Source organism: Pseudothauera lacus (genome assembly GCF_003034845.1).
Lineage (GTDB): Bacteria > Pseudomonadota > Gammaproteobacteria > Burkholderiales > Rhodocyclaceae > Pseudothauera > Pseudothauera lacus.
Genome location: NZ_PZKC01000004.1, coordinates 258,210 through 282,329 on the forward strand (window position 1 = coordinate 258,210; position 24,120 = coordinate 282,329).

General features: G+C 67.1%; 29 protein-coding genes and 1 riboswitch. Of the genes, 11 read left to right on the top strand and 18 right to left on the bottom strand.

All coding sequences use genetic code 11. From position 1 onward, the window contains the following. The first annotated feature begins 4 nt into the window (after positions 1–4). Positions 5–1,315, top strand: coding sequence for a hydroxysqualene dehydroxylase HpnE (gene hpnE / locus C8261_RS06715; RefSeq protein ID WP_107492883.1), 1,311 nt, complete (start codon positions 5–7; stop codon positions 1,313–1,315). Positions 1,316–1,328: 13 nt separating this feature from the next. Here the strand turns inward: hpnE and C8261_RS06720 are convergent, their stop codons facing one another. Continuing rightward, entirely contained in the window at positions 1,329–1,826 is a 498-nt protein-coding gene (locus tag C8261_RS06720) for an HAD domain-containing protein (RefSeq protein WP_107492884.1), read from the bottom strand. Positions 1,827–2,005: 179 nt separating this feature from the next. On the opposite strand from C8261_RS06720, the gene fabI reads away from it, so the two are divergent. Both fabI and C8261_RS06730 read left to right on the top strand, forming a co-directional pair. After that, positions 2,006–2,785: an enoyl-ACP reductase FabI gene (gene fabI, locus C8261_RS06725; RefSeq protein WP_107492885.1), complete on the top strand. Its 780-nt coding sequence runs from the start codon at positions 2,006–2,008 to the stop codon at positions 2,783–2,785. 18 nt (positions 2,786–2,803) lie between these two features. After that, a complete protein-coding gene (locus C8261_RS06730) occupies positions 2,804–3,400 on the top strand; it encodes a hypothetical protein (protein ID WP_107492886.1) in 597 nt (198 codons plus the stop codon). 9 nt (positions 3,401–3,409) lie between these two features. Here C8261_RS06730 and C8261_RS06735 read toward each other — a convergent pair whose 3' ends face one another. From C8261_RS06735 to C8261_RS06750, 4 genes are all read right to left on the bottom strand, one after another. Next, positions 3,410–3,733: a DUF3301 domain-containing protein gene (locus C8261_RS06735; protein ID WP_107492887.1), complete on the bottom strand. Its 324-nt coding sequence runs from the start codon at positions 3,731–3,733 to the stop codon at positions 3,410–3,412. 28 nt (positions 3,734–3,761) lie between these two features. Further along, positions 3,762–5,348, bottom strand: coding sequence for an inorganic phosphate transporter (locus C8261_RS06740; protein WP_107492888.1), 1,587 nt, complete (start codon positions 5,346–5,348; stop codon positions 3,762–3,764). Between the two features lie 72 nt (positions 5,349–5,420). After that, positions 5,421–5,780 carry a nucleotide pyrophosphohydrolase gene (locus C8261_RS06745; protein ID WP_107492889.1) on the bottom strand — a complete coding sequence of 120 codons (360 nt, stop codon included), beginning with the start codon at positions 5,778–5,780 and terminating at the stop codon, positions 5,421–5,423. Next, complete coding sequence (locus C8261_RS06750) at positions 5,777–6,622, bottom strand: 23S rRNA (adenine(2030)-N(6))-methyltransferase RlmJ (RefSeq protein WP_107492890.1); 846 nt, start codon at positions 6,620–6,622, stop codon at positions 5,777–5,779. The genes C8261_RS06745 and C8261_RS06750 overlap by 4 nt, the downstream gene beginning before the upstream one ends. Positions 6,623–6,817: 195 nt before the next feature. Between C8261_RS06750 and C8261_RS06755 the strand changes: the two genes are divergently transcribed. From C8261_RS06755 to C8261_RS06770, 4 genes are all read left to right on the top strand, one after another. Then, positions 6,818–7,357, top strand: a complete 540-nt coding sequence (locus C8261_RS06755) for a gamma carbonic anhydrase family protein (RefSeq protein WP_107492891.1) — start codon at positions 6,818–6,820, stop codon at positions 7,355–7,357. A 92-nt stretch (positions 7,358–7,449) separates the two neighbouring features. Beyond that, complete coding sequence (locus C8261_RS06760) at positions 7,450–8,142, top strand: SIMPL domain-containing protein (protein WP_107492892.1); 693 nt, start codon at positions 7,450–7,452, stop codon at positions 8,140–8,142. A gap of 304 nt (positions 8,143–8,446) precedes the next feature. Beyond that, positions 8,447–8,986 (top strand): C40 family peptidase, encoded by a 540-nt coding sequence (locus C8261_RS06765; protein WP_107492893.1) that lies wholly within the window; start codon positions 8,447–8,449, stop codon positions 8,984–8,986. 60 nt (positions 8,987–9,046) lie between these two features. Then, positions 9,047–9,481 (top strand): CBS domain-containing protein, encoded by a 435-nt coding sequence (locus C8261_RS06770; RefSeq protein WP_107492894.1) that lies wholly within the window; start codon positions 9,047–9,049, stop codon positions 9,479–9,481. Here C8261_RS06770 and ftsB read toward each other — a convergent pair. The 12 genes from ftsB to C8261_RS06830 form a co-directional block, all read right to left on the bottom strand. Beyond that, positions 9,465–9,776: a cell division protein FtsB gene (gene ftsB / locus C8261_RS06775; protein WP_107492977.1), complete on the bottom strand. Its 312-nt coding sequence runs from the start codon at positions 9,774–9,776 to the stop codon at positions 9,465–9,467. The two genes, C8261_RS06770 and ftsB, sit on opposite strands and share 17 nt — an antisense overlap. A 101-nt stretch (positions 9,777–9,877) precedes the next feature. Then, a complete protein-coding gene (gene eno, locus C8261_RS06780; RefSeq protein WP_107492895.1) occupies positions 9,878–11,167 on the bottom strand; it encodes a phosphopyruvate hydratase in 1,290 nt (429 codons plus the stop codon). A 33-nt stretch (positions 11,168–11,200) separates the two neighbouring features. Continuing rightward, the gene (locus tag C8261_RS06785) at positions 11,201–11,518 is read right to left on the bottom strand and encodes a DUF1330 domain-containing protein (protein WP_107492896.1); all 318 of its coding nucleotides are present in this window, start codon (positions 11,516–11,518) and stop codon (positions 11,201–11,203) included. Further along, positions 11,515–12,354 (bottom strand): 3-deoxy-8-phosphooctulonate synthase, encoded by an 840-nt coding sequence (gene kdsA / locus C8261_RS06790; RefSeq protein WP_107492897.1) that lies wholly within the window; start codon positions 12,352–12,354, stop codon positions 11,515–11,517. The genes C8261_RS06785 and kdsA overlap by 4 nt, the downstream gene beginning before the upstream one ends. An 11-nt stretch (positions 12,355–12,365) precedes the next feature. Next, on the bottom strand, positions 12,366–13,997 hold the full coding sequence (locus C8261_RS06795; RefSeq protein WP_107492898.1) for a CTP synthase: 1,632 nt from the start codon (positions 13,995–13,997) through the stop codon (positions 12,366–12,368). A gap of 141 nt (positions 13,998–14,138) precedes the next feature. After that, entirely contained in the window at positions 14,139–15,125 is a 987-nt protein-coding gene (rluB, locus tag C8261_RS06800) for a 23S rRNA pseudouridine(2605) synthase RluB (RefSeq protein WP_107492899.1), read from the bottom strand. Between the two features lie 122 nt (positions 15,126–15,247). Continuing rightward, the gene (scpB, locus tag C8261_RS06805) at positions 15,248–15,850 is read right to left on the bottom strand and encodes an SMC-Scp complex subunit ScpB (RefSeq protein ID WP_107492900.1); all 603 of its coding nucleotides are present in this window, start codon (positions 15,848–15,850) and stop codon (positions 15,248–15,250) included. Next, a complete protein-coding gene (locus C8261_RS06810) occupies positions 15,828–16,661 on the bottom strand; it encodes a segregation and condensation protein A (RefSeq protein WP_107492901.1) in 834 nt (277 codons plus the stop codon). Before C8261_RS06810 ends, scpB begins: the two co-directional genes overlap by 23 nt. A 13-nt stretch (positions 16,662–16,674) precedes the next feature. After that, complete coding sequence (locus tag C8261_RS06815) at positions 16,675–17,877, bottom strand: tryptophan--tRNA ligase (RefSeq protein WP_107492902.1); 1,203 nt, start codon at positions 17,875–17,877, stop codon at positions 16,675–16,677. 3 nt (positions 17,878–17,880) lie between these two features. After that, complete coding sequence (locus tag C8261_RS06820) at positions 17,881–18,546, bottom strand: site-2 protease family protein (protein WP_107492903.1); 666 nt, start codon at positions 18,544–18,546, stop codon at positions 17,881–17,883. Between the two features lie 57 nt (positions 18,547–18,603). Continuing rightward, complete coding sequence (locus C8261_RS06825; protein ID WP_107492904.1) at positions 18,604–19,236, bottom strand: L-threonylcarbamoyladenylate synthase; 633 nt, start codon at positions 19,234–19,236, stop codon at positions 18,604–18,606. Between the two features lie 48 nt (positions 19,237–19,284). After that, a complete protein-coding gene (locus C8261_RS06830; protein WP_107492978.1) occupies positions 19,285–20,118 on the bottom strand; it encodes a 3',5'-nucleoside bisphosphate phosphatase in 834 nt (277 codons plus the stop codon). Between the two features lie 50 nt (positions 20,119–20,168). On the opposite strand from C8261_RS06830, the gene C8261_RS06835 reads away from it, so the two are divergent. After that, entirely contained in the window at positions 20,169–21,029 is an 861-nt protein-coding gene (locus C8261_RS06835; protein ID WP_235864856.1) for a class I SAM-dependent methyltransferase, read from the top strand. Here the strand turns inward: C8261_RS06835 and C8261_RS06840 are convergent. Next, positions 21,019–21,885, bottom strand: a complete 867-nt coding sequence (locus C8261_RS06840) for an alpha/beta fold hydrolase (RefSeq protein WP_107492906.1) — start codon at positions 21,883–21,885, stop codon at positions 21,019–21,021. The genes C8261_RS06835 and C8261_RS06840 overlap by 11 nt on opposite strands. Before the next feature lie 109 nt (positions 21,886–21,994). Beyond that, positions 21,995–22,081, top strand: a riboswitch (glycine riboswitch). A gap of 162 nt (positions 22,082–22,243) precedes the next feature. On the opposite strand from C8261_RS06840, the gene gcvT reads away from it, so the two are divergent. From gcvT to C8261_RS06855, 3 genes are all read left to right on the top strand, one after another. Beyond that, the gene (gcvT, locus tag C8261_RS06845) at positions 22,244–23,347 is read left to right on the top strand and encodes a glycine cleavage system aminomethyltransferase GcvT (protein WP_107492907.1); all 1,104 of its coding nucleotides are present in this window, start codon (positions 22,244–22,246) and stop codon (positions 23,345–23,347) included. Between the two features lie 63 nt (positions 23,348–23,410). After that, a complete protein-coding gene (locus C8261_RS06850; RefSeq protein ID WP_107492908.1) occupies positions 23,411–23,719 on the top strand; it encodes a type II toxin-antitoxin system prevent-host-death family antitoxin in 309 nt (102 codons plus the stop codon). Then, positions 23,716–24,117: a type II toxin-antitoxin system VapC family toxin gene (locus C8261_RS06855; RefSeq protein ID WP_107492909.1), complete on the top strand. Its 402-nt coding sequence runs from the start codon at positions 23,716–23,718 to the stop codon at positions 24,115–24,117. The genes C8261_RS06850 and C8261_RS06855 overlap by 4 nt, the downstream gene beginning before the upstream one ends. The last annotated feature ends 3 nt before the right edge of the window (positions 24,118–24,120 follow it).

Below are 24,120 nucleotides of genomic sequence, written 5' to 3' on the forward strand. Positions count from 1 at the left end.
CGCCGTGCTGCACCAGGTCGCCATCATCGGTGCCGGCTATGCAGGCCTCGCCTGCGCCGTCGAGCTCGCGCGCCGGGGCGTGCAGGTTACCGTCTTCGAGCGCTCCCACACCCTCGGCGGGCGCGCCCGGGTGGTTGCCAAGGACGGCTGGCGAGTCGACAACGGCCAGCACATCCTGCTCGGCGCGTATACCGAACTGACCCGCCTGCTGCGCCTCACCGGGGTCTCCCCGAAGACCCTCCAGCACCTCCCACTGCTGCTCCACAACCCCGGCCATCTCCACCTCCAGGCCGCGCCGCTGCCCGCTCCCCTGCATCTGGCCGTCGGCCTGCTGCGCGCCCGCGGCCTGCGCTGGGCAGACCGCCTGGCGATGCTGCGCTTCATGCATGCGCTGCGCCACGGCGGCTGGCGCGCAGACCCCGCGCAGACGGTAGCCGGCCTGTTGCGCGCACAACGCCAGAGCGAAGCCCTGCAGAAGCTGATCTGGGAGCCGCTGTGCGTGGCGGCCCTCAACACCCCGCTCGCCGAAGCCTCCGCGCAGATCTTCGTGAACGTCCTGCGCGACAGCCTGGGCGCCGATGCCAGCGCCAGCGAAGTGCTGATCCCGCGCGTCGATCTCTCCGAACTCTTCCCGGTCCCCGCCGCGCGCTATCTCGCCGTACGCCGCGGCAAGCTGCGCACCGGCAACGCCATCGACGCCATCCGCCGCGAAGGCCGGCGTTTCTTTCTCGACGGCGACCCCGGGCGCGCCGGCTACGACCAGCTGGTGATCGCCACCGCCCCCCACCACGCAGCCCCCCTCCTTGCCAGCGCCGGCCACTGCGAGCGCCTTGCCGCACAGATCGACGCCCTCCCCAGCGAACCCATCGCCACTGTCTATCTCGCCCTCGGCGACGGCGTGCGCCTGCCTCACCCGATGATCGGCGTCAGCGGTGGCCCTGCCCAGTGGGTTTTCGACCGCGCGCAGTTCGGCGGCCGCAACGGTCTGCTCGCCGCGGTGATCAGCGCTCGCGGCGCCCATGAAGCACTGGGCCGCGATGAACTGGTGCTGGCGGTGCACAAACAGCTTGAAGAAGTGCTCGGGCGCCGCCTGCCGACGCCCGAGTGGTCGCAGGTCATCACCGAGAAACGCGCCACCTTCGCCTGCCGCCCCGGCCTGCTGCGGCCATCCGGCGGACGCACGCCGCTGCCCGGACTGTGGCTGGCCGGCGACTATACCGACTCCGACTACCCCGCCACGCTGGAGGCGGCAGTCCGTTCGGGAGTCTCCTGCGCGGCACACATCCTGCGCCACGCGGGCCAGACCCGGGACTGAACGAACCCGGCCCTCAGCCCCAGCGCAGCGCCGACTTGGGCGGCTCGATGTGCGGCACCCCGGCGCGGAAGGCGGTCAGCATGCGGCGCAGCACCTCCGCATCCTCCTCGTTGAAGCCGCGCTTGAAATCGGTCAGCACCAGGCGCGAACGGGTCAGCCAGTTGCCCGGCGCATCGTCCAGCGCACACCACGCCGCGCTGGCGACGTCGGCTTCGTGCTGACCCAGCCACAGCATCGCCTCGCGTTCGCGCAGGCCGTGCAGTTCGGTGCCCTTCTTGGGAATCACGTGCGGCGTCGCCCCCACCACGCGCGGACGGATGTCCTCGGCGAAGCGTGCCACCAGTTTGGAGAGCGAGAACAGCATGCGCCAGTCGGAGGCGATGACGATGCGCACCTCGTCGAACTCACGCACCACGCTCTCGATCAGGGGCAGGCAACGGAAATCCTCCACCTCGCCCCAAGGGTGGGTGACGCCGTCGAAGTCCATGAAAACATAAGCGTTCTTGCTCATCTTGCGCTCTGAAGGGGGCGGCTTGAAGCCGCCTGTTTTGCCAATGCTGCAATGCAGAATATACTCTAATCGTTCGCATGAACAGCAACGCAAGTCACGCCCGGGCGCATTTCCCGGCCCTGTAACCCGCGTGTGCTTTCATTCGCCCCGCAAGCCCCTCAACCGCCTCTGGAGTCCGCATGACCCCGATCATCAACATGGAAGGCAAAGTCGGTCTGATCACCGGCATCGCCAACGAAAAGTCGATCTCCACCGGCGTCGCCGAAGCGTGTGCCCAGGCAGGCGCAAAGCTGGTGATCACCTACCAGAACGACAAGACGCGCGCCTTCATCGAACCGATCATCCAGCGTCTCGGCGTCGAGGACGTCTATCTGCTCGACGTCACCCGCCCGGAGACCATGAGCGATGTCTTCGCCCGCATCGAGGAACGCCATGGCAAGCTCGACTTCGCCATCCACAGCATGGCCTTCGCCAAGCGCGACGACCTCCACGGCCGCGTGGTCGACACCTCGCCTGACGGTTTCGCACTGGCCATGGACGTCTCCACCCACTCCTTCGTGCGTCTGGCCAAGCACGCCGAGCCCCTGCTGGTGAAGGCCGGCGGCGGCTCGCTGGTGACCATGACCTACCTCGGCTCCGAGAAGGTCATCCCCAACTACGGCGTGATGGGCCTGTGCAAGGCCGCGCTGGAGGCCGCAACGCGCTATCTGGCCGCCGAACTGGGCGAGAAGAACATCCGCGTCAATGCCGTCTCCCCTGGCCCGCTGATGACCCGCGCGGCCTCCGGCATCGCCGGCTTCGACGGCCTCATGGCCGCCGCAGTGGAGCGCGCGCCGATGCACAGCCTGGTGACGCCGGAGGACATCGGCGCGCTGACCGCCTTCCTGGTTTCCGATGCCGGACGCCTGATCAGCGGCGGCGTGCACTTCGTTGACGCCGGCTACAACATCATGGGCTGAGTGCGGAGCAGCGCCGCGATGATCGACCTTGCCGAAGCCCGCGCCCGCCTGGGCCGGGAACAGCTGATCCTGCCGGATCCTGTTCCCGAGCACCCGCTGCTGGCCGGCAAGCAGGAGATCGGTCGCGGCGAATACTCCATCGTCGTCGACAAGGGCGACGGCGAGCGGGTGTACAAGATCATCAGCTCGCCCGCCGACTATTTCCTGTACACCGCCGAGGACCGCCCGCGCGGCAAGCACTTCCCGCTGATCCACGCCGACCACGGCATCATCGGGCGCGCCTCCTCGGGCTACCCCTTCCACCTCATCGAGATGGAGCGCCTGTATCCCCTGCAGGAACATACCGCCGCGGCCGATCTGGCCACGCGGCTGATGGAGTTCTACTGGTCGGCCTGCCAGCAATGGAACCGGCTGGGCATGGACATGGGGCGCATCGCGCTCTATCACATGACCACCCATCCGCTCGATGTCGGTGACAGCCTGCAGCAGGCGCTCAAGGCGCTGTCGGACTTCGTCGAGGAGTATCAGGTGCTGCCCGACATCCTCAACGCCAACAACCTGATGATGCGCAAGGACGGCACACTGGTGTTCTCCGACCCGGTGTTCATTGCCTGAGCGCAGCGCTCAGTGCAAGGCCGCGCGGCGGTGCGCAGTGATATCCAGCATGGTGATCTCGCGCCCGAGCAGCATCACCGAACCGCGGTAGCGGTCGTTGCCGCTGCCTGAGTACTCAAACTCATAGACCCGCTGCAGGGCCATGTGGCCATGGTCGTTGCGCGCCAGGCGCAGGCTGCGGAAAGCCACCGTGTCGTCGAGCAATTGCACGCCCTCGCGCCGGCACGCCGCCTGCGCGCCGCGCACACCGGCCTCGCGCGCCTGCAGACTGTCGAACCACAGCCACACCAGCGCGCCCATGAGCAGCAGGGAGATGACTTCAAAGGCATTCATGGGGGGATGATACAGCCCGCTCGTTACATCAGGCAGGCAGCATCATGCCCCGGATCATGAAGAACAGCATCGCCGCAATGGTCGCCGAAGCCGGCACGGTGATCACCCAGGCGGCGGCGATGCGCAGCAGTTGCGAGCGCTTCACCAGTTCGTGCTTGTACACCTTGCGCAAGCCCTTGCGCTCGCTCTTGGAGAGATTGAGCGGATCTTCCTGGAGCTTGGACTTGCGCTTCAGCTCGGCGAGCATCTCACCCTTCTGCTGCACCGAGGCCTTGGCGAAACGCGCCAGATAGGCATCCAGCGCAGCCTGATTGCCCTCCGGGTGGTGGGCCTTGATTTCCGCCACCATGCGGTCGTAGTTGCGTTTCAGGTATTCACGCAGGAAGCCGACACCGAACACACCGCCGACGGCGATGTGGGTGGAGCTCACCGGCAGGCCGAGCTGGCTGGCAACGATCACCGTCAGCGTCGCTGCCATGGCGATACAGTAGGCGCGCATCTGGTCAAGCTCGGTGATCTCGCTGCCCACCGTGCGGATCAGCTTGGGGCCGTAGAGGGCCAGCCCGAGCGCTATGCCCAGCGCGCCGACCATCATCACCCACACCGGGATCGGCGCTGCCCGCCCGACCTCGCCACCGCCCTTGGTGACGATGTCGACGATTGCCGCCAGCGGCCCCACGGCGTTGGCGACGTCGTTGGAGCCATGGGCAAAGCTGAGCAGGGCCGCGGCAAAGATCAGCGGCACGGTGAGCATCTGGTTGACGCTCTGCTTGGTGTTGGCGATCTGTCGCGAGCGGCGGTCCACGATGGGTTTGACAATCAGGTAGATCAACACCGCGAAGACCAGTCCGAGCAGCATTGCACCGCCGAAGCTGACCTTCCACAGCTTGCTGATCCCCTTCAGCAGCAGGTAGGTGGCAAACGCCCAGGCCATCAGAGCCACCAGCAGCGGCACCATCTTGCGCGCCGCGGCGACCATGTCGGCCTTGTAGGTGATGCTGTGCTTGATCAGGTAGAGAAAGCCGGCGGCAACCAGCCCGCCCATCAGCGGCGAAACCACCCAGCTCATGGCGATCGAGCCCATCACCGGCCAGTTCACCACGTCGAAACCGCTGGCGGCGATGCCCGCGCCGAGCACTGCACCGACGATGGAGTGGGTAGTGGACACCGGTGCGCCCACCGCGGTGGCGATGTTCAGCCACAGCGCCCCGGCCAGCAGTGCCGCCAGCATCACCCACATGAAGGTGTCGGTATCGGGGATGCGCGCCGGATCGATGATGCCGCTGCGGATGGTGCTGACCACCTCACCGCCGGCAATCAGCGCCCCGGCCGCTTCGAAGATCGCCGCGATGACCAGCGCCCCGCCCAGCGTCAGGGCCTTCGAACCGACCGCCGGACCGACGTTGTTGGCAACGTCGTTGGCGCCGATGTTCATCGCCATGTAGCCACCGACCACGGCGGCGATGATCAGGATCAGGCTGGTCTGCCCGTCGCCGCGCATGGCGGCATACAACATCACCCCGACCAGGAAGATGAGCCCCATGCCCAGCCGGAAAAGCTCCGAACGCCCCTTCTGGGTGGCCCGCTCGATCTCGTTGATGTGCTGAAATTCCACACGCGCACTCGCTGTTTGACGAAGCGCGTATTGTTTCAGAAATATACGTTTAACCCAACTGAAACACTTCTTTCACAAGCGGTCGTACTTGGCCGCCCGTCCGCGCGCTGCCTCTACCGGGTAGCGCTCGGCGTTGAGCGCCAGCTTGCGCCGTGCGGCGGCCGCCAGGTCGACCTCCAGCACATCGGCGAGACGCACCAGGTAGAGCAGCACATCGGCCAGTTCGAGGGCCACTTCCGCACGCACCTCGGCCGGCAGCGCGGCGGACTGCTCGGCGGTCAGCCACTGGAAGTGCTCCAGCACCTCGCCGCATTCGCCGGCCATCGCCATGGCGAGATTCTTGGGGGTGTGAAAGGGCTGCCAGTCACGCTCGGCGGCAAACGCGCGCAAGGCCTCGCGCAGCGCGATCAGGGGGTCGTCGGCGGGCGTCATGCGATGTGGTGCTCGAGATCGAAACCGGCGCTGCCGTCCTCGCCCAACTCACGCACCAGCCACGGCATCACCCGCTCCAGGCGCTCGGGCAGCACCCACGGCGGGTTGATCACGAACATGCCGCTGCCGAACATGCCGAAACCGTCGCGCGCCGGCGCCTTCACCACCAGACGCACATCCAGCCAGCTCTCCGCTCCCAGTTCGGCCAGGCGCTCGGGCAACTGGCGTGCCTCGCTGCGCGCCAGCAGCGGATACCACAACGCGTAACAGCCCGACGGAAAGCGCTTCAGGGCGTCGCGCAGGCAATCGACCACGCGGCGGTAGTCATCCTTGACCTCATACGGCGGGTCGATCAGCACCACCGCGCGCCGGCTCGGCGGCGGCAGCAGCCCGCGCAAGGCATTGAAACCGTCGGCGCGCTTGACGGTAACCCGCGCCTGCTCGGCGGCAAAGGTGTTCTGCAGCAGTTCGACGTCGGCCGGATGCAGCTCGAACAGGCGCATGCGGTCCTGCGCGCGCAGGCGGGTCATCGCCAGCGCCGGCGAGCCGGGGTAGAAGTTCAACCGCCCGTGCGGATTGAACTGGCGCACCGCGTCAACATAGGGACCCAGGTCGGCGGGCAGCTCCGCCCTGTTCCACAGGCGCGTCATCCCGCCCAGGTGCTCCGCGTTGCGCCCCGCCTGCTCACCGTTCAGGGCATAGCAGCCGGCCCCGGCGTGGGTGTCGATGTAGGTCCACGGCTTGTCCTTGCGGTTGTAGTAGTCGAGCAGTTCGACGAGCAGGAAGTGCTTGAGCACGTCGGCGTGATTGCCGGCGTGGAAGGCGTGACGGTAACTGAGCATGAGCGGTACTGCGCGACGGGACGGGGCGATCGGAGGGCAGAGCTTAGCACCGCACCCGGCACGGCACGGAAGTGTTTGATGCAACTGCGGCTTTTGACGTAACGGAAAGTTTCCATGCAGCGCAGCAATTGCTATGATTGCGCCCCTTCCGTCGGCGCGAGCCGGCCACACAAAACAAGACAGAGAGACCTCCGCATGCCAATCTACGCACTGGGCGACAAGGAGCCGCAATTCGGCGCTGGCTGCTGGGTGGCCGACAACGCCACGGTGATCGGCCGCGTGGTCGCCGGCGACAACGTCAACATCTGGTACAACGTGGTGATCCGCGGCGACAACGACCCCATCACCATCGGCGACAACACCAACATCCAGGACGGCTCCATCCTCCACAACGACGATGGCGTGCCGCTGAGCATCGGCCGCGACGTCACCATCGGCCACATGGTCATGCTGCACGGCTGCACCGTCGGCGACGGCAGCCTGATCGGCATCAACGCGGTGATCCTCAACAACGCCGTGATCGGCAAACACTGCATCATCGGCGCCAACGCCCTGATTCCCGAAGGCAAGGTGATCCCCGACCGCTCGCTGGTAGTCGGCTCGCCGGGACGCATCATCCGCGAACTGAGCGATGCCGACATCGCCGGCATCCGCGCCAATGCCGCCCACTACGTCGACAACGCCCGGCGCTACGCCGGCGAACTGCGCCACATCGACCCGTTGCGGTCGCGCTGAGCGGCGCTTTCACACCCCTTTACAGTCCGCCACCGGCAAGGGCGGCGCAGTTGCGGTATAAAACGCCCTTGATCCACGTCGGAGTATCCGTGATGACCCTGCCGCGCCGTGCCCTGCTCACCCTCATCCTCGCCTGCGCCGTCCCCCTTGCCGGGGCCAGTGAGGCACCCCGGCCGGCCACCGTCGAACTGGCCGCCGAAGCCCAGCGCGCCGCCGCCAACGATCTGGCCACCGCCACCGCCTACCACGAAGCCACCGCGACCACCCCCGCCGCCGTCGCCACCCAGGTCAACCGCGCCATCGCCGCCGCCCTGGAGATTGCCAAGACCTACGGCGACGTACGCGTCCAGAGCGGCAGCACGCAGACCTGGCCGGTCTACGCGCGCAACAGCCGGAGCATCGAAGGCTGGCGGATGCGATCCGAGATCCGCCTGGAGAGCCGCAACATCGCCGCCATGTCGGAACTCCTCGGCAAGCTGCAGGACACCCTCGCGGTGTCGCAGATCGCCATGCAGCCGGCACCCGAAACCCGCCGCCAGGCCGCCGACGAGGCCACCGTGGAGGCCATCCGCGCCTTCGAGGAACGCGCCCGCCTGGTCGCCGGCACCCTGGGCCGCAAGTACCACATCGCCCACCTCAGCATCACCGAAGGCGGCTACCACCCTCCCCCGGTGATGGCACGGATGAGTGCCGAGATGGCCATGTCCGCCGCCCCGGCACCGATGGAAGCGGGCCAAAGCCTGATCGGCGTAAATATCAACGGGCGCATCGAACTCATCGATTGATCGCCGCCCTCGCGGCGCGCTGCAGGCGACATTGCGGCACTTCACGCCAGCCCGCGTTTTCTCTCCCCTCCCCCAACTGCGGGTCGGCATGAGGAATGCGCGCTAGCAGCCTGTCGGGCTTGAGCGATCGTCGCGAGCCAAGTGGGAAAGCGAGGCCAGATTCGGCCGTTGTCGAGGCGCATAGTGGTTCTATGCAACGAGAGAACGGTCGGATATGGACCGCTTCTCCCACTGGCGCAGCAGATCAGTCTCAAGTCCGACAGACTGCTAGACCACTGGCCAACGCTGGTTTATCTTTGTCGGCATGAATCCGCCTCCCGTCGCCCAGCGCCTTGCCGTGCTGGCTGTCAGCGTCATCCTGGCAGCCTGCGCGACGCCGCGCCCGGCGCCGCCGCCCGCCGGCAGCGCCCCCGCAGCGCGCCCCGCTCCCGCGGCAACGAACTACTTTTCCGTCCACCACGAAGCACAGCGCCAGGAAGTAGTGCTCTTCGCACTCGGCCTGCTCGATGTCGGCTACCGCTTCGGCGGCCGCAACCCCGAAGCCGGCATGGACTGCAGCGGCATGGTGAGCTACATCGTCGAGCAGGTCAGCGGACAGCGCCTGCCCCACAATGCCGCACAGATCGCTGCCAGCACCCGGCCGATCAACGTCGGGGAACTGCACCCCGGCGATCTGGTGTTCTTCAACACCCTCAACCGCCGCCACTCCCACATGGGTGTATATATCGGCGATGGCCGCTTCATCCACGCCCCGTCGAGCCGCGGCAGCATCCGCATCGACCGCCTCGACAATCCCTATTTCGCCCAGCGCATCGACGGTGCGCGCAGCCTGCTGAGCAACTGAAGCGGGCGGCGTCTCAGGCCTCCCGCTGCAAGCGCAACTTCAACGGAGGAGGACGGAGAGATGCCGACAAGACTGATCAGCGAAGTCATCGAAGGACAGCAGATTCTCACCTGCAGCGCAGACAGCGGCGTACGCGAGATCTGCCGGAGAATGACCGAACGGCGGGTGGGCGCGGTGATGGTGGTGGATGACCAGGGGAAGCTGCGCGGAATTTTCACCGAACGCGATGCGCTCGGGCGCGTGCTCGCTGCCGGACGCGACCCCGACACCACCACGGTGGGCGAAGTGATGACCCCGGACCCGCTCTGCGTCAGTGCCCAGCGCGCCCTCGGGCACGCCCTGCACCTGATGTACGACAACGGCTTCCGTCACGTGCCGGTGGTCGAGGGCGGCCGCCCGCTCGGCATGGTGTCGGCACGCGACGCACTGGGGGCGGAGCTGTGCGCCTTCGAGGACGAGCTCGAACGGCGCGAGCAGATTACCGAGCTGCTGTAGCGCCGCCCTCTTGCGGCGCCGGCGCGGCGCGGGGCACGTGGACATAGATTTCGCCCGGCCGCGTCACCCCGAGCTCGAAGCGTGCGCGCTCCTCGGCGGCCTCGTTGCCGGACTTGAGGTCCTCGACCTCGGCGGCGAGGCCGGCGTTGCGCTGCTCCAGGCGAAGATTGACCTCGCGCTGCGCCTGCAGCTGCGCATCGACCTCCCAGGCCCGCAGCCAACCGCCCTTGCCAACCCAGAGCGGGTACTGCAGGGCAAGGAGGAGCACGGCAAGGGCGATGGGAATCCAGCGCATGTCAGAGGTCAGCACCAGGTGTGAGACGGGCATGGCACGCCCTTGCCCTTGGCCACCGCACGCGGCCGCCGCAGCGGCCCCGTGCCGGGCTTACTGCGGGCTCAGCGCGCGCGCAGGTTGAAGAAGGCCTTGCGGCCCGGGTAGCTGGCGGTATCGCCGAGGTCTTCCTCGATGCGCAGCAGCTGGTTGTACTTGGAGATGCGGTCCGAGCGCGACAGCGAACCGGTCTTGATCTGCATGGCGTTGAGGCCCACCGCGATGTCGGCGATGGTGGCGTCGTCGGTTTCACCCGAGCGGTGGGAGATCACCGAGGTGTAGCCGGCGCGCTTGGCCATCTCGACCGCGGCAAAGGTCTCGGTGAGAGTGCCGATCTGGTTGATCTTGATGAGGATGGAGTTGGCGATGCCCTGCTCGATGCCTTGCTCAAGGATCCTGGTGTTGGTGACGAAGAGGTCGTCGCCCACCAGCTGCACCTTCTTGCCCAGACGGTCGCTCAGGGTCTTCCAGCCGGCCCAGTCGCCTTCGGCCATGCCGTCTTCGATGGAGACGATGGGGAACTTGTCGGCCAGCGTGGCCAGATAGTCGGTGAAGCCTTCGGCGGTCAGGCTCAGGCCTTCGCCCACCAGTTCGTACTTGCCGTTCTTATAGAACTCGCTGGCCGCGCAGTCCAGTGCCAGCAGCACGTCACGGCCGGGCTCGTAGCCGGCGGCGGCAATGGCGTCCTGGATCATGTTCAGCGCCTCTTCAGTGCCGGACACATTGGGCGCGAAACCACCCTCGTCACCCACGGTGGTGGGGTAGCCCTTCTTGTCGGTGAGCTTCTTCAGGTGATGGAAGATCTCCGCGCCGCAACGCAGGGCTTCGCGGAAGCTGGTCATGGAGACCGGCATGATCATGCATTCCTGGATGTCCAGGCTGTTGTTGGCATGTGCGCCGCCGTTGATCACGTTCATCATCGGCACCGGCATGGTCATCGGGCCGGAACCACCGAAGTAGCGGTACAGCGGCAGGCCGGCCTCTTCGGAAGCAGCCTTGGCCACCGCCATGGAGACCGCCAGCATGGCGTTGGCGCCCAGGCGGGACTTGTTCTCGGTGCCGTCGAGCTCGATCAGGCTGCGGTCGATGAAGGCCTGCTCTTCGGCGTCGAGGCCGATGATGGCTTCGGAAATCTCGGTGTTCACGTTCTCCACCGCGCGCAGCACACCCTTGCCGAGGTAGCGGCCGCCGTCGCCGTCGCGCAGCTCGATGGCCTCGCGCGAACCGGTGGAGGCACCGGACGGCACCGCAGCGCGGCCCATCACGCCGGACTCCAGCAGCACGTCGGCTTCGACGGTGGGATTGCCGCGGGAATCGAGAATCTCGCGGGCGATCACATCAACGATTGCACTCATGGTTCTTCCTGTATCGATCGAAAGTGGGGTAAATCAAACGCTGTCCGCGGGGGCCTCTTCCAGCCCCTCGGTCAGCAGTATGTCGAAGTCGGCAATGCCGGCACGCGCCGCACGCGCCGCGCGATACTCCGGCGAGTCGTGGAAGCTGCGCGCGACCTCCATCGACGGAAAGGCGACGATCACCAGACGCTGCGGCGCCCATCCACCTTCCAGCGTCTCGGTGGCGCCGCCGCGGGCGAGATAGCGGCCGCCGAAACGCGCAACGGCGATCTCGGCGAGTTCACGATAACGCAAAATGCGTTCAGCATCATGCACACGGGCATCGACCACCAGGTAGGCAGGCTTGCTCATGCCTGCAGTTCGGTGAAGCCGCTGGCCTTGACCAGCCGGTCGAGGTCGCGCAGCACGGCGAGCAGCGCCTTCATCTTCGGCAGCGGCCAGGCATTGGGGCCGTCGGACAGCGCCTTGGCGGGGTCCGGGTGGGTTTCCATGAAGAGGCCCGCCACCCCCGCGGCCACCGCGGCACGCGCCAGCACCGGCACGAACTCGCGCTGTCCGCCCGAAGCGGTGCCCTGCCCGCCCGGCAACTGCACCGAATGGGTGGCGTCGAACACCACCGGGCAGCCGGTGTCGCGCATGATCGCCAGCGAGCGCATGTCCGACACCAGGTTGTTGTAGCCGAAGGAAGCGCCGCGCTCGCACACCATGATGGTGTCCGCCCCGCCGTTGGCCTCCTTGGCCTTGTCGACGACGTTCTTCATGTCGCCCGGAGCGAGAAACTGCCCCTTCTTGATGTTCACCGGCTTGCCGGAGGCGGCCACCGCATGGATGAAATCGGTCTGCCGGCACAGGAAGGCAGGCGTCTGCAGCACGTCCACCACCGCCGCCACTGCGGGAATCTCTTCCACGGTGTGCACGTCGGTGAGCACCGGCAGGCCGAGCTGGCTCTTCACCGCTGCAAGCATCTTCAGCCCGGCATCCATGCCGTGGCCGCGGAAGCTCCTGCCCGAGCTGCGGTTGGCCTTGTCGTAGGAGGCCTTGAAGATGTACGGGATGCCCAGCTCGGCGCAGATCTCCTTCATCTGCCCGGCGATGTCCAGGCACATCTGCTCGGACTCGGCCACGCAGGGCCCGGCAATGAGGAACAGCGGCCGGTCCAGGCCGGTCTCGAAACCGCACAGCTTCATCGTCAGACTCCTCAGCCCGCCTTGCGCGCCAGCGCCGCCTTCACGTAGGCGGTGAACAGCGGATGGCCCTTGCGCGGATTGGAGGTGAATTCCGGATGGAACTGGCAGCCGACGAACCACGGATGCACGTCGCGCGGCAGTTCCACCATCTCGCACAGGTCGGTGACCGGCGCACGGCCGGAGACCACCAGCCCCTTGTCTTCGAGTTGCGTCAGCAGGGTGTTGTTCACTTCGTAACGGTGGCGATGGCGCTCGACGATGTCGGCGGCACCGTAGATCTCACGTGCCAGCGAACCGTCCCTGAGGTGGCAGGTCTGCCCGCCCAGGCGCATGGTGCCGCCGAGGTCGGAATCCTCGCTGCGCTTCTCGATCCTGCCGCTGCGATCCTTCCATTCGGTGATCAGGCCGATCACCGGATAGGGGCTGTCCTTCTCGAATTCGGTCGAATGCGCGCCCGCCATGCCGGCCACGTCGCGGGCGAACTCCACCACCGCGAGCTGCATGCCGAGGCAGATGCCCAGATAGGGCACCTTGTTCTCGCGCGCATAGCGGATCGCCGCGATCTTGCCCTCGGTGCCGCGCTTGCCGAAGCCGCCCGGGACCAGGATGGCATCCATCTTCGCCAGCACCGCACAACCGTCCCGCTCGATATCCTCGGAATCGAGATAGTGGATGTTGACCTTCGCACGCGTATGCATGCCGGCGTGGTTGAGTGCCTCGATCAGCGACTTGTAGGACTCGGTGAGATCGACGTACTTGCCGACAAAGGCGACATCGACCTGGTGCTCGGGGTTTTCCAGCGCGTGGATGAGCTTGTCCCACACCGCCAGGTCGGCCGCGCGTGCGAGGATGCCGAGCTTGTGACAGACGATCTCGTCAAGCATCTGGTCGTGCAGCGCCGCGGGGATCTTGTAGATCGAATCCGCATCCAGGCACTCGATCACCGCCTCCGGCATCACGTTGCAGAACAGCGCGATCTTGCGGCGCTCGTCGGCCGGGATCGAGCGGTCGGCACGGCACAGCAGGATGTCGGGCTGGATGCCGATCTCGCGCAGCTCCTTCACCGAATGCTGGGTGGGCTTGGTCTTCAGCTCGCCAGCCGTGGGGATGTAGGGCAGCAGCGTGAGATGGATGAAGCAGGTGGCGTTGCGGCCTTCCTCGATGCCCATCTGGCGGATGGCCTCCAGGAAGGGCAGCGACTCGATGTCGCCCACCGTGCCGCCAACCTCGACGATGGCCACGTCGGCGCCTTCGGCGCCGCGCTTGACATAGGTCTTGATCTCGTCAGTGATGTGCGGAATGACCTGCACCGTCTTGCCGAGGTACTCGCCGCGGCGCTCCTTCTTGATCACCGCCTCGTAGATCTGGCCGGTGGTGAAGTTGTTGCGCTTGCTCATCTTGGCGCTGGTGAAGCGCTCGTAATGGCCGAGGTCGAGGTCGGTTTCAGCGCCGTCCTCGGTCACGAAGACCTCGCCGTGCTGAAACGGGCTCATGGTGCCCGGATCGACGTTGATGTAGGGATCCAGCTTGAGGTGCGTGACCTTGATGCCGCGGGATTCCAGGATGGCCCCCAGGGAGGCCGCTGCGATGCCCTTGCCCAGGGAGGACACGACACCGCCAGTAACGAAGACGTATTTGGTCATGGGAATGCAACTGCGGGAAAGCGCGATGATAACCGATCTGCCCCCGCCGCCGGAAGCGGGCGACAGCTCATGACGGGTCTTGCCACCGCCGACCGCGCGCAGGCTGCGGCGGCGGCCCGGCGGCACGGCCGGAGGCTGCGCTCAAGCGCGCGGCGTGGTGCGGTGCACCCGCGCCTCGCGCTTGCGCTCGCCCGGCTTCACCACCGGCGGCGGCAGGCCGGCAAGCCGGCAGGCATCCTCGTCGCTCATCTCCATCCACATTCCGCGCTTGAGCCGCGAAGGCAGCTCCACCGCGCCGTAGCGCACGCGGATCAGCCGGCTCACGGTCAGCCCGACGGCCTCGAACATGCGTCGCACCTCGCGGTTGCGGCCTTCGGAAAGTGTCACCCGGTACCAGTGGTTGACCCCTTCCCCGCCCGCATCAACCAGGCTGTTGAAACGCGCCTCGCCGTCCTCGAGCTGTATGCCCGCGCGCAGCGAGGCCACCTGCTCGTCGCCGAGCGAGCCGAGCAGGCGCACGGCGTACTCACGCTCGAGCTCGTAGCGCGGATGCATCAGTTTGTTGGCGAGCTCGCCGTCGTTGGTAAACAACAGCAACCCCGAGGTATTGAAGTCCAGCCGCCCCACCGCGATCCAGCGCCCGCGGCGCAGGATGGGCAGGCGCTCAAACACCGTCGGACGACCATCCGGATCCTCGCGCGAGACGATCTCGCCTTCCGGCTTGTGATAGAGCAGCACGCGCGGCGCGCGCTGGGCAAAGCGCAGCGGCACCAGCTTGCCGTTGACCTTGACGCGGTCACCCGGACCGATCTTCAGCCCCAGCGTCGCCGGGGTGCCATTCACCTCGATACGCCCGGCCTCGATCATGCCCTCGATCTCGCGCCGCGAGCCAACCCCGGCCGCGGCAAGCACCTTCTGCAGGCGCTCGGGTTCGATCTGCGGCTCAGCCGCTTTGCCGCGCCCTGCCGGTGCGCGCCCCCGTGCAGCACGCGCAGGCTCGCCGCGCACCGCCTGTTCGGCGGATTCATCGACAGGACGCGGACGTCGTACCGGCGCCGCCGGCTCGGCATGCGCCTTCTTCTGGGTCGGGGGTCGCAGCGGACTGCGGCTCTTGCGCGGTGTGGACAAGGGAATTCGCTTCCTGAAGGATTGATTTGTCGGCCGACCCGTGCGGGATGGCCATCGATGAGCGGATTATAGCCGCCGTGCAGCGGACGGACCGGGAGGATACAGGTGCTGTGGCGCGCGGTTCAGGATTCGCCCTCTTCCGCCGGACCGGCGTCGGCAGCCGCGCCCAGCCCCGGCAGTTCCACCAGGTCCATGATGCGCTCGATCTCGGTGAGCGCGGGCAGTTCGGTGAGGCTGCGCAGCCCGAGGTCGTCGAGGAAACGCCGGGTGGTGGCGAACAGTGCGGGGCGGCCGGGGGTGTCGCGGTGGCCGACTTCGTCGATCCAGCCGCGCGATTCGAGCGTCTTCAGCACGTTGGGCGACACCGCGACGCCGCGGATGTCCTCGATGTCGCCGCGTGTGACGGGCTGGCGGTAGGCGATGATGGCGAGCGTTTCCAGCACGGCGCGGGAGTATTTCGGCGGCTTTTCTTCCTTCAGCCGGTCGAGGTAGGGCTGGTATTCGGGGCGGGTCTGGAAGCGCCAGCCGCTGGCGCTCTGCACCAGTTCGACGCCGCGGCCGTCCCAGTCGCCGCGCAGTTCGTCGAGCAGGCGGCGGACAAAGTCGGCGCCGGGGTCTTCTTCGAAGAGGCGGCGCAGCGTGGTCACCGGCATGGGGGCGGCGGCGGCGAGCAGCGCGGTCTCGATGACGCGCTTGAATTCTTCAGGCGTGCTCGGTGCTTGCATCGGCCAGTTTCACGTAGATGGGCGCAAAGGCGTCGTTCTGGGTGACTTCGACGAGCTTTTCCTTGACCAGTTCGAGCATCGCCAGGAAGCTCACCACCAGTCCGGCAGGACCCAGCGCCGGATCGAAGAGGGCGTCGAAGACGACGAAGTCGCCGCCGCCGAGGCGGCGCAGAATCTCGCTCATGTGCTCGCGCACGGAGAGTTCCTCGCGCTCGACGCGGTGATGCTGGTTGAGGCGGGCCTTGCGCATGATCTTCAGCCAGGCGTGCTGCAGGTCGTGCAGGGTGAGCTCGGGCAGACGCTCGACAACCTTCTCGGCAACGAACACGCTGACCCATTCGAAATCGCGTTCCACGCGCGGCAGCGCATCGAGGCGGGCGGCGGCCTGCTTCATCTGTTCGTACTCGACCAGGCGGCGCACCAGTTCGGCGCGCGGGTCGCCCTCCTCGCCCTCGGCTTCGCGCGGCGGGCGCGGCAGCAGCATGCGCGACTTGATCTCCAGCAGCATCGCCGCCATCAGCAGGTAGTCGGCGGCCAGCTCCAGGTTGGTGGCGCGCATGGCCTCGACATAGGCCAGGTATTGCACCGTCAGCGGCGCCATGGGGATGTCGAGGATGTCGACGTTGGACTTGCGGATCAGGTAGAGCAGCAGGTCCAGCGGGCCTTCGAAGGCTTCGAGGAAGACTTCCAGCGCATCGGGAGGGATGTAGAGGTCGCGCGGCAGCTCCAGCATGGGCTGGCCGTAGAGGCGCGCGACGGCCGCGGCCTCGCTGGGCGTCTCGGCCGGCGCGAGGTCGAGCGGCATGTTCATGCGGAGGCGTGCTTCAGCCGTAGCTGAGGCCCATGGCCTCGCGCACGTCGCGCATGGTGTCCTGGGCCAGCTTGCGCGCGCGCTCGCAGCCGTCGGCGATGATGTTGCGCACCAGACTGGGGTCGTCGACGTAGGGCTGGGCACGCTCACGCATTTCGCCCTGCTCCTTGACCACCGCCTCGATCACCGGCTGCTTGCATTCGATGCAGCCGATGCCGGCGCTGCGACAGCCTTGCTGCACCCAGTCGCGCGTGCCGTCGTCGGAGTAGATGACGTGGAACTGCCACACCGGGCACTTCTCCGGGTCGCCCGGATCGGTGCGCCGCACCCGTGCGGGGTCGGTCTGCATGGTGCGGATCTTCTTGGTGACCGATTCGTCGTCCTCGCGCAGGAAGATGGTGTTGCCGTAGCTCTTGGACATCTTCTGGCCGTCCAGGCCGGGCATGCGCGAAGCCTCGGTGAGCATGGATTCCGGCTCCACCAGGATCATCTTGCCGCTGCCTTCGAGGTAGCCGTACAGACGTTCGCGGTCGCCAAGGCTGAGGTTCTGCGCTTCTTCGAGCATGGCGTGGGCCTGTTCCACTGCAGCCTCGTCGCCTTCCTGCTGGAAGCGTACGCGCAACTCCTCGTACAGGCGGGCTCGCTTGGAGCCAAGCTTCTTGACCGCATCGCGCGCCTTGTCCTCGAAGCCGGGCTCACGGCCGTAGAGGTGGTTGAAGCGCCGCGCGATTTCGCGGGTGAATTCGATGTGAGGGATCTGGTCCTCGCCCACCGGCACCTTGTCGGCGCGGTAGATCAGGATGTCGGCCGACTGCAGCAGCGGATAGCCGAGGAAGCCGTAGGTGGACAGGTCCTTTTCCGACAGCTTTTCCTGCTGATCCTTGTAAGTCGGCACGCGCTCCAGCCAGCCCAGCGGGCACATCATGGAGAGCAGCAGGTGCAGTTCGGCGTGCTCCGGCACCCGCGACTGAATGAACAGCGTGGCCTGGGCGGGGTCGACGCCGGCCGCCAGCCAGTCGATGAGCATGTCCCAGATGCTCTCCTCGATAACCTGCGGGCTGTCGTAGGCGGTGGTCAGGGCGTGCCAGTCGGCGACGAAGAACAGGCAGGGGTATTCCTCCTGCAGTTTCACCCAGTTCTTGAGGACGCCGTGGTAGTGGCCCAGATGCAGGCGGCCGGTAGGCCGCATGCCGGAGAGAACGCGTTCTGCGTACATGGCTTAGAGATAGAACCCGAAAGTCGTTGCAAGGACGAAGCGGAACCCGGCGATCAGCGGCCCGAGGATGGACCCCAGCACGCCGGTGAACAGCAGCACGAGGAGAATGGGGAACCCGTAGGGTTCGAGACGGGAGAACTGCCAGGCCAGCCGGCCCGGCAGCAGGCTCACCGCAATGCGCCCGCCGTCGAGCGGCGGAATCGGCAGCAGGTTGAGGAACATCAGCACGGCGTTGATGATCATGCCGGCCTCGGCCATCAGTTCCAGCGGCAGGGTATAGGCGTTCTCCGGCGAGCTGCTGGCAATCTTGAACACCAGCGCCCAGCCCAGCGCCATCAGCAGGTTCACGAAGGGCCCGGCCGCAGCCACCCACAGCATGTCGCCCTTGGGGTTGCGCAGGCGGCCGAAATCCACCGGCACCGGTTTGGCCCAGCCGAAGAGGATGCCGCCGCCACCGAAAAGGGTGCTCAGGGTGAGGATGGCGATGGGGACCAGAATGGTGCCCACCGGGTCGATGTGCTTGAAGGGGTTGAGCGTGATGCGTCCGGCCAGATGCGCGGTGGGATCACCGAAATGGCGCGCGACGTAGCCATGCGCGGCTTCATGCAGGGTAATCGCCAGCAGGACCGGGAGGGCCCAGATGGCCAGCGTGGGGATCAGCGAATCCATGGATGTTCGGCTCGGAAAGCGGGCATTCTAGCAGAGCGGGATGAAGCCCCCCGCGGCTCAGTCCGCTTCCAGCCCGAAGGGTGCCAGGTCGCCGCGTCCGGCACGCACGAGTTGCGGCGCCCCGCTGCTGAGATCGATCACGGTGGTGGCTTCCGGGCCGCAGTAGCCGGCCTCGATGACCAGGTCGACCTGCTTTTCCAGGCGCTCGCGAATCTCTTCGGCGTCGGTCAGCGGCAGCGCCTCGCCGGGCAGCAGCAGGGTGGAGGTGAGCATGGGCTCGTCGAGTTCTTCGAGCAGCGCAGACACCACCGGGTGGGCGGGCACGCGCAGGCCGATGGTCTTGCGCTTGGGGTGAAGCACGCGGCGCGGCAACTCCTTGGTGCCCTCCAGGATGAAGGTATAGGGCCCCGGCGTGGTGGCCTTGAGGAGGCGGAACTGGGCGTTGTCCACACGGGCGAAGGTGGCGATCTCGGAGAGGTCGCGGCACATCAGGGTGAAATGGTGGCGCTCGTCGACGTCGCGGATGCGGCGGATGCGCGCCAGCACGCTGCCGTCTCCGGCCAGCGCGGCGAGGGCATAGGCCGAATCGGTGGGCAGGGCGACAAGGCCGCCGCCACGCATGATCTCCGCGGCCTGACGGATCAGCCGTGGCTGGGGTTGCTCGGGGTGCAGTGCGAAGAACTGGGCCATGATCTCGAATCTGTTGTAGTTATGGTGCGCACGGGCGCAGCGGCAGCGTCAGTGCGGCAGGCGCGACCACACCGGCACGAGGTCGGGTGGCAGCGGATTGCAGCGCCCGAGGTCAACTGCGCTCTCCCTTTCGCCGTGAAAATCGGAGGCGCGCGACGCCAGCAGGCCACGGCGGCGCGCCTCGCTGGCGAAGCGGGCGGCCTCCTCCGCCGTATGGGCGCCGGAGACCACCTCCACAGCTTCACCGCCGGCGTCCTGAAAGCGGTCGAAGAGACGGCGCATGTTGTCGCCGGAGAGCCGGTAGCGCGCCGGATGGGCGACCACGGCAATGCCGCCGGCGCCACGGATCCAGCCCACCGCCTCCTCCAGCTGCGCCCACTGATGCTCGACGAAGCCGGGCTTGCCGCGCACCAGGTAGTGGTCGAAGACGGTCTTGACGTCGGGCATCACGCCGCTGGTGACGAGGAAACGGGCAAAGTGCGAACGGCTCACCAGTGCCGGGTTGCCGGCAAAGGCGCGCGCACCTTCGAGTGCGCCGCGAATGCCGATGCGGGCGAGCTCCTCGCCCATGCGCACGGCGCGCGCATCGCGCCCGCCGCGCACTTGCGCCAGACCGGCAAGCAGCGCGGCGTTGCGGTGATCGATGCCGAGACCGACGATGTGGATGGTCTCCCCAGCGAAGGAGACCGAGATCTCCACCCCGGGCACGAAGGCCAGCCCGTGCTGTGCGGCCTCCGCAGCGGCCTCATCGACACCGCCGACTTCATCGTGATCGGTCAGCGCAAGCAGGTCGACACCGTTGGCACAGGCGCGCCGGACCACCTCCGCAGGGCTCAGCAGGCCGTCGGAAACGGTGGAGTGGCAATGCAGGTCGGCGTTCATGACGCGCATTCTAACGCCTCTGCCGGCACGGCACCGCGCCACCCGGTAGAATGAGCGCCCTCCCCCGCACCCCCAAGCCGCCACCAGCCATGCCCGCCGCCCCGGAAATCCGCCCCGAACAGTCCATCGAACTGCTCAAGGCCCTGCACATCCTCACCCGCGACGGCAAGCTCAACCAGGACAGCCGGCGCAAGCTCAAGCAGGTCTATCACCTCTACAACTTCATCGAACCCCTGCTCGAAGAGAGCTTCGCGCGCAGCGCCGATGCGGTGCTGGTCGACCATGGCGCCGGCAAGTCCTATCTCGGCTTCATCCTCTACGATCTCTTCCTCAAGGCGCGCGCGCAGGGCAAGGTGATCGGCATCGAGAGCCGCGCCGAGCTGGTGAAGAGCTCGCGCGCACTGGCCGACCGCCTGGGCTTCGCGCGGATGCGCTTCCACGACCTGTCGGTGGAAGAGTCGATCACCTCCGCACAGTTGCCCGCGCAGGTGGACATCGTCACCGCGCTGCACGCCTGCAACACCGCCACCGACGACGCCATCCGCTTCGCCCTGCACAAGCAGGCGCAGTCCATCGTACTGGTGCCCTGCTGCCAGGCCGAAGTCGCCGCCGCACTGCGCCAGCACAAGTCCGCATCACTGTCGCGCACCCCGCTGGCGGAGATCTGGCGCCACCCCATCCATACCCGCGAATTCGGCAGTCAGCTCACCAACGTGCTGCGCTGCCTGCTGCTCGAAGCGCACGGCTACAGCCTCACGGTGACCGAGCTGGTGGGCTGGGAACACTCGATGAAGAACGAACTGATCATCGCCCGCCGCAGCGGCCAGCCGCGCGGCAACGCCCGCGCACGCGCCGAAGCCATCCTCGCCGAACTGAACCTGACGTCGCTGGCGCCACGCTTCATCTACTGAAAAAACCTTCGATTGCCCGCGCCACATCAGCCGGACGGTCGTGGTGCAGGTTGTGGCCGCAATGCGGCAGCACGATTTCGCGAAAGTCGCGGAAGCAGGCCTTGGCGGCAGCATGCGCGTGCGCATCCACGCCCAGCCGACGACGCAGTTCGTCGCTCTCCGGCTCCACCCACAGCACCGGCGCGCGCACCCGGCGCCAGCAGGCTTCGGCTTCGGCGCGGCGATAGAGCACCGCGTTGACGCGCTTGTGGGCCGGATCGCCAGCCAGGCGCACGCCGCCGGCACCGTCGTCCTCACCCAGATGGCGGGCCAGCCAGGCCGCACGATCGGCGGGCAGGCGGGGGTTGTCGCGCATCAGGCGGGCGGCAAGTTCGTCGAAGCTGGCATAGCTGCGGAAGGCCTGCGGCCGCGCCAGCTCGTCGAGCCACTTCTCGTAGCGCCCGGGGGCCTCTTCCGCCGCGCGGTCAGCCAGCCCGAAGGCGTCCAGCGCCACCACCGCGGCCACCCGCGCGGGGCGCACCCCGGCATACAGGCAGGCGACATTGCCGCCCATGCTGTGCCCGACCAGACGCGCCGGCTGTTCAGGCGACAAGGCACGCAGCAGCGCATCGAGATCACCGAGGTAATCGGCAAACCAGTACGCATCGCCACACCACGCGCTGCGCCCGAAGCCGCGCCAGTCGGGCGCGATGACGTGCCAATCGTCGGCCAGCGCATCGACGACGAACTGGAAGGAGGCCGAGACGTCCATCCAGCCGTGCAGCATGAACAGGCGCGGCGCGCCCGCCGCGCCCCATTCGCGCAGATGGCAGGAGAAACCGCGGATGTCGACGAAGCGGGAACGTGAAGGACGCATGCGGGCTGCGGAAGGATCGGAAAGCGAAGGCGAGAGCATAGCGCGTGCACGACGGCACGGGCTGATACCGCCCGGTGCTTGCTCCGCCCCCCCGGGAGTGCTATCGTCCGCCGGTCGCGCGGGAGAGCACTCCCAGTCGAGTCGCCGAAGGCGTAACCCCCCGGAACCGCTCAGGCAAAAGGACCGCGCACGGCAATTCAAGTCTGGAGAGCGATGCGGGCGCAGGATGCGCCGGCGCATCCACCGAAGGGGCACCCGGCGCATCCGCCGGAATCTCTCAGGTAGAAGGGACAGATGGGGCGAAGCGGGCCAAGGCGGCCGGCCTCGCCCTTTTTCGTTCACCTTTCCGGAGCCCGCCATGAGCACCCCGCAGACCGCCCCCGCCAAGCGCACCGCGCTGTACTCCGCCCACCTCGCCGCCGGCGCACGCATGGTGGATTTCGCCGGCTGGGAGATGCCGGTGAACTACGGCTCGCAGATCGAGGAGCATCACGCGGTGCGCCGCGACGCCGGCATGTTCGATGTCTCCCACATGCTTGGCCTGGACCTCTCCGGCGCGGGCACCACCGATTTCCTGCGCGGTCTGCTGGCCAACGACGTCGCACGTCTGAAGACGCCCGGCAAGGCGCTCTACAGCTGCATGCTCAACGAAACCGGCGGAGTCATCGACGACCTGATCGTGTACCGCATGTCCGAGGCGGAATACCGCATCGTGGTCAACGCCGGCACCGCAGACAAGGACGTCGCCTGGATGCGCCAGCGCATCGCCGCCAGTGGCGCCAACGTCACCCTGGAGGCGCGCCGCGACCTCGCCATGATCGCCGTGCAAGGCCCCAACGCACTGGCGCGTGCAGCGCAGGCCATCCCCGAACTGAACACCGCCAGCGGCATTCCCGCCCCCTTCTCCGCCGTGCGCCTGGGCGACCTGTTCGTCGGCCGCACCGGTTACACCGGCGAAGACGGCATCGAGGTCGCCGTCCCCGCGGCGCGGGCCGCGGCCATGTGGGAGGCACTGCTCGCCGCCGGCGTGCGCCCCTGCGGCCTGGGCGCGCGCGACACGCTGCGCCTGGAAGCCGGCATGAACCTCTACGGCCAGGACATGGACGAGCAGGTCTGCCCGCTGGATGCCGGACTGGCGTGGACCGTGGACCTGCGCGACGAAGGCCGCGATTTCGTCGGCCGCACCATGCTGGAAACCCATACCGAAGCGAAGGCCTTCCTCGGCCTGATCCTGGAAGACAAAGGCGTACTGCGCGCCCACATGAAGGTGGCCAGCGCGCGCGGCGAGGGTGAAACCACCAGCGGCAGCTTCTCGCCCTCGCTGGAAAAGTCCATTGCCTTCGCGCGCCTGCCCGCCGGCACCGAACCCGGTGAAAGCGTGCAGGTGGAGGTACGCGGCAAGGCGCTCGCCGCCCGCACGGTGAAACTGCCCTTCGTGCGCAACGGCAAGGCGCTGGTCTGAGCGGCGAGCAGGACCATCCATCATGTCTATAATGAACATGAAGATGGACATGAGGACACAGCCATGAACTGGAACGTCGCCCAAGCCAAGCAGCACCTCTCCGAAGTGCTGCGCCTCGCCGCCGAAGAGCCGCAGCTCATCTACAACCGCAACCGCCCGGTGGCCGCGGTGATTCCGGCTGACGAACTGGAAGCCTTCCAGAACTGGAAAGCCAGCCAGCAGAAACCCCAGCGCACCCTGCTGGAGGAGTTCGCCATCCTGCGTGCGCTTGCTGGCGGTGATGAGGACCCGATTCCGGAGCCCGACCGCTTTGCCGCAATGCGCCCGAACGCCTTCGACGAGATGCTCGAAGAGGACGACCGGCTGGCATGAAGTACCTGGTCGACACCAACATCGTCAGCGAATTGATGCGTCCGCGCCCCAACGCCGGTGTCGTGGCCTGGCTCTCTGGACAGGCCCGTTACGCACTTTCGGCGGTTTCGGTCGATGAATCCGTCTTCGGTCTGGTGCGCAAGGAGCGTTACGCCCTGTTGACCGGCTACGAGCAGTTCCTCGCGGAGCGCTGCACCGTGCTGCCCGTAACCGAGGACATCGCCCGCCGGGCCGGCACACTGCGCGGGCAGTTCGCCCGCCTTGGCATTGTCCGCAGTCAGCCGGACATGCTCATCGCCGCCACCGCCCAGGCCCACAACCTGACCCTGGTCACCCGCAACACCCGCGACTTCGAGGGCTGCGGGATCGGCCTGCTGAACCCTTTCGAACATCCCTGAAAC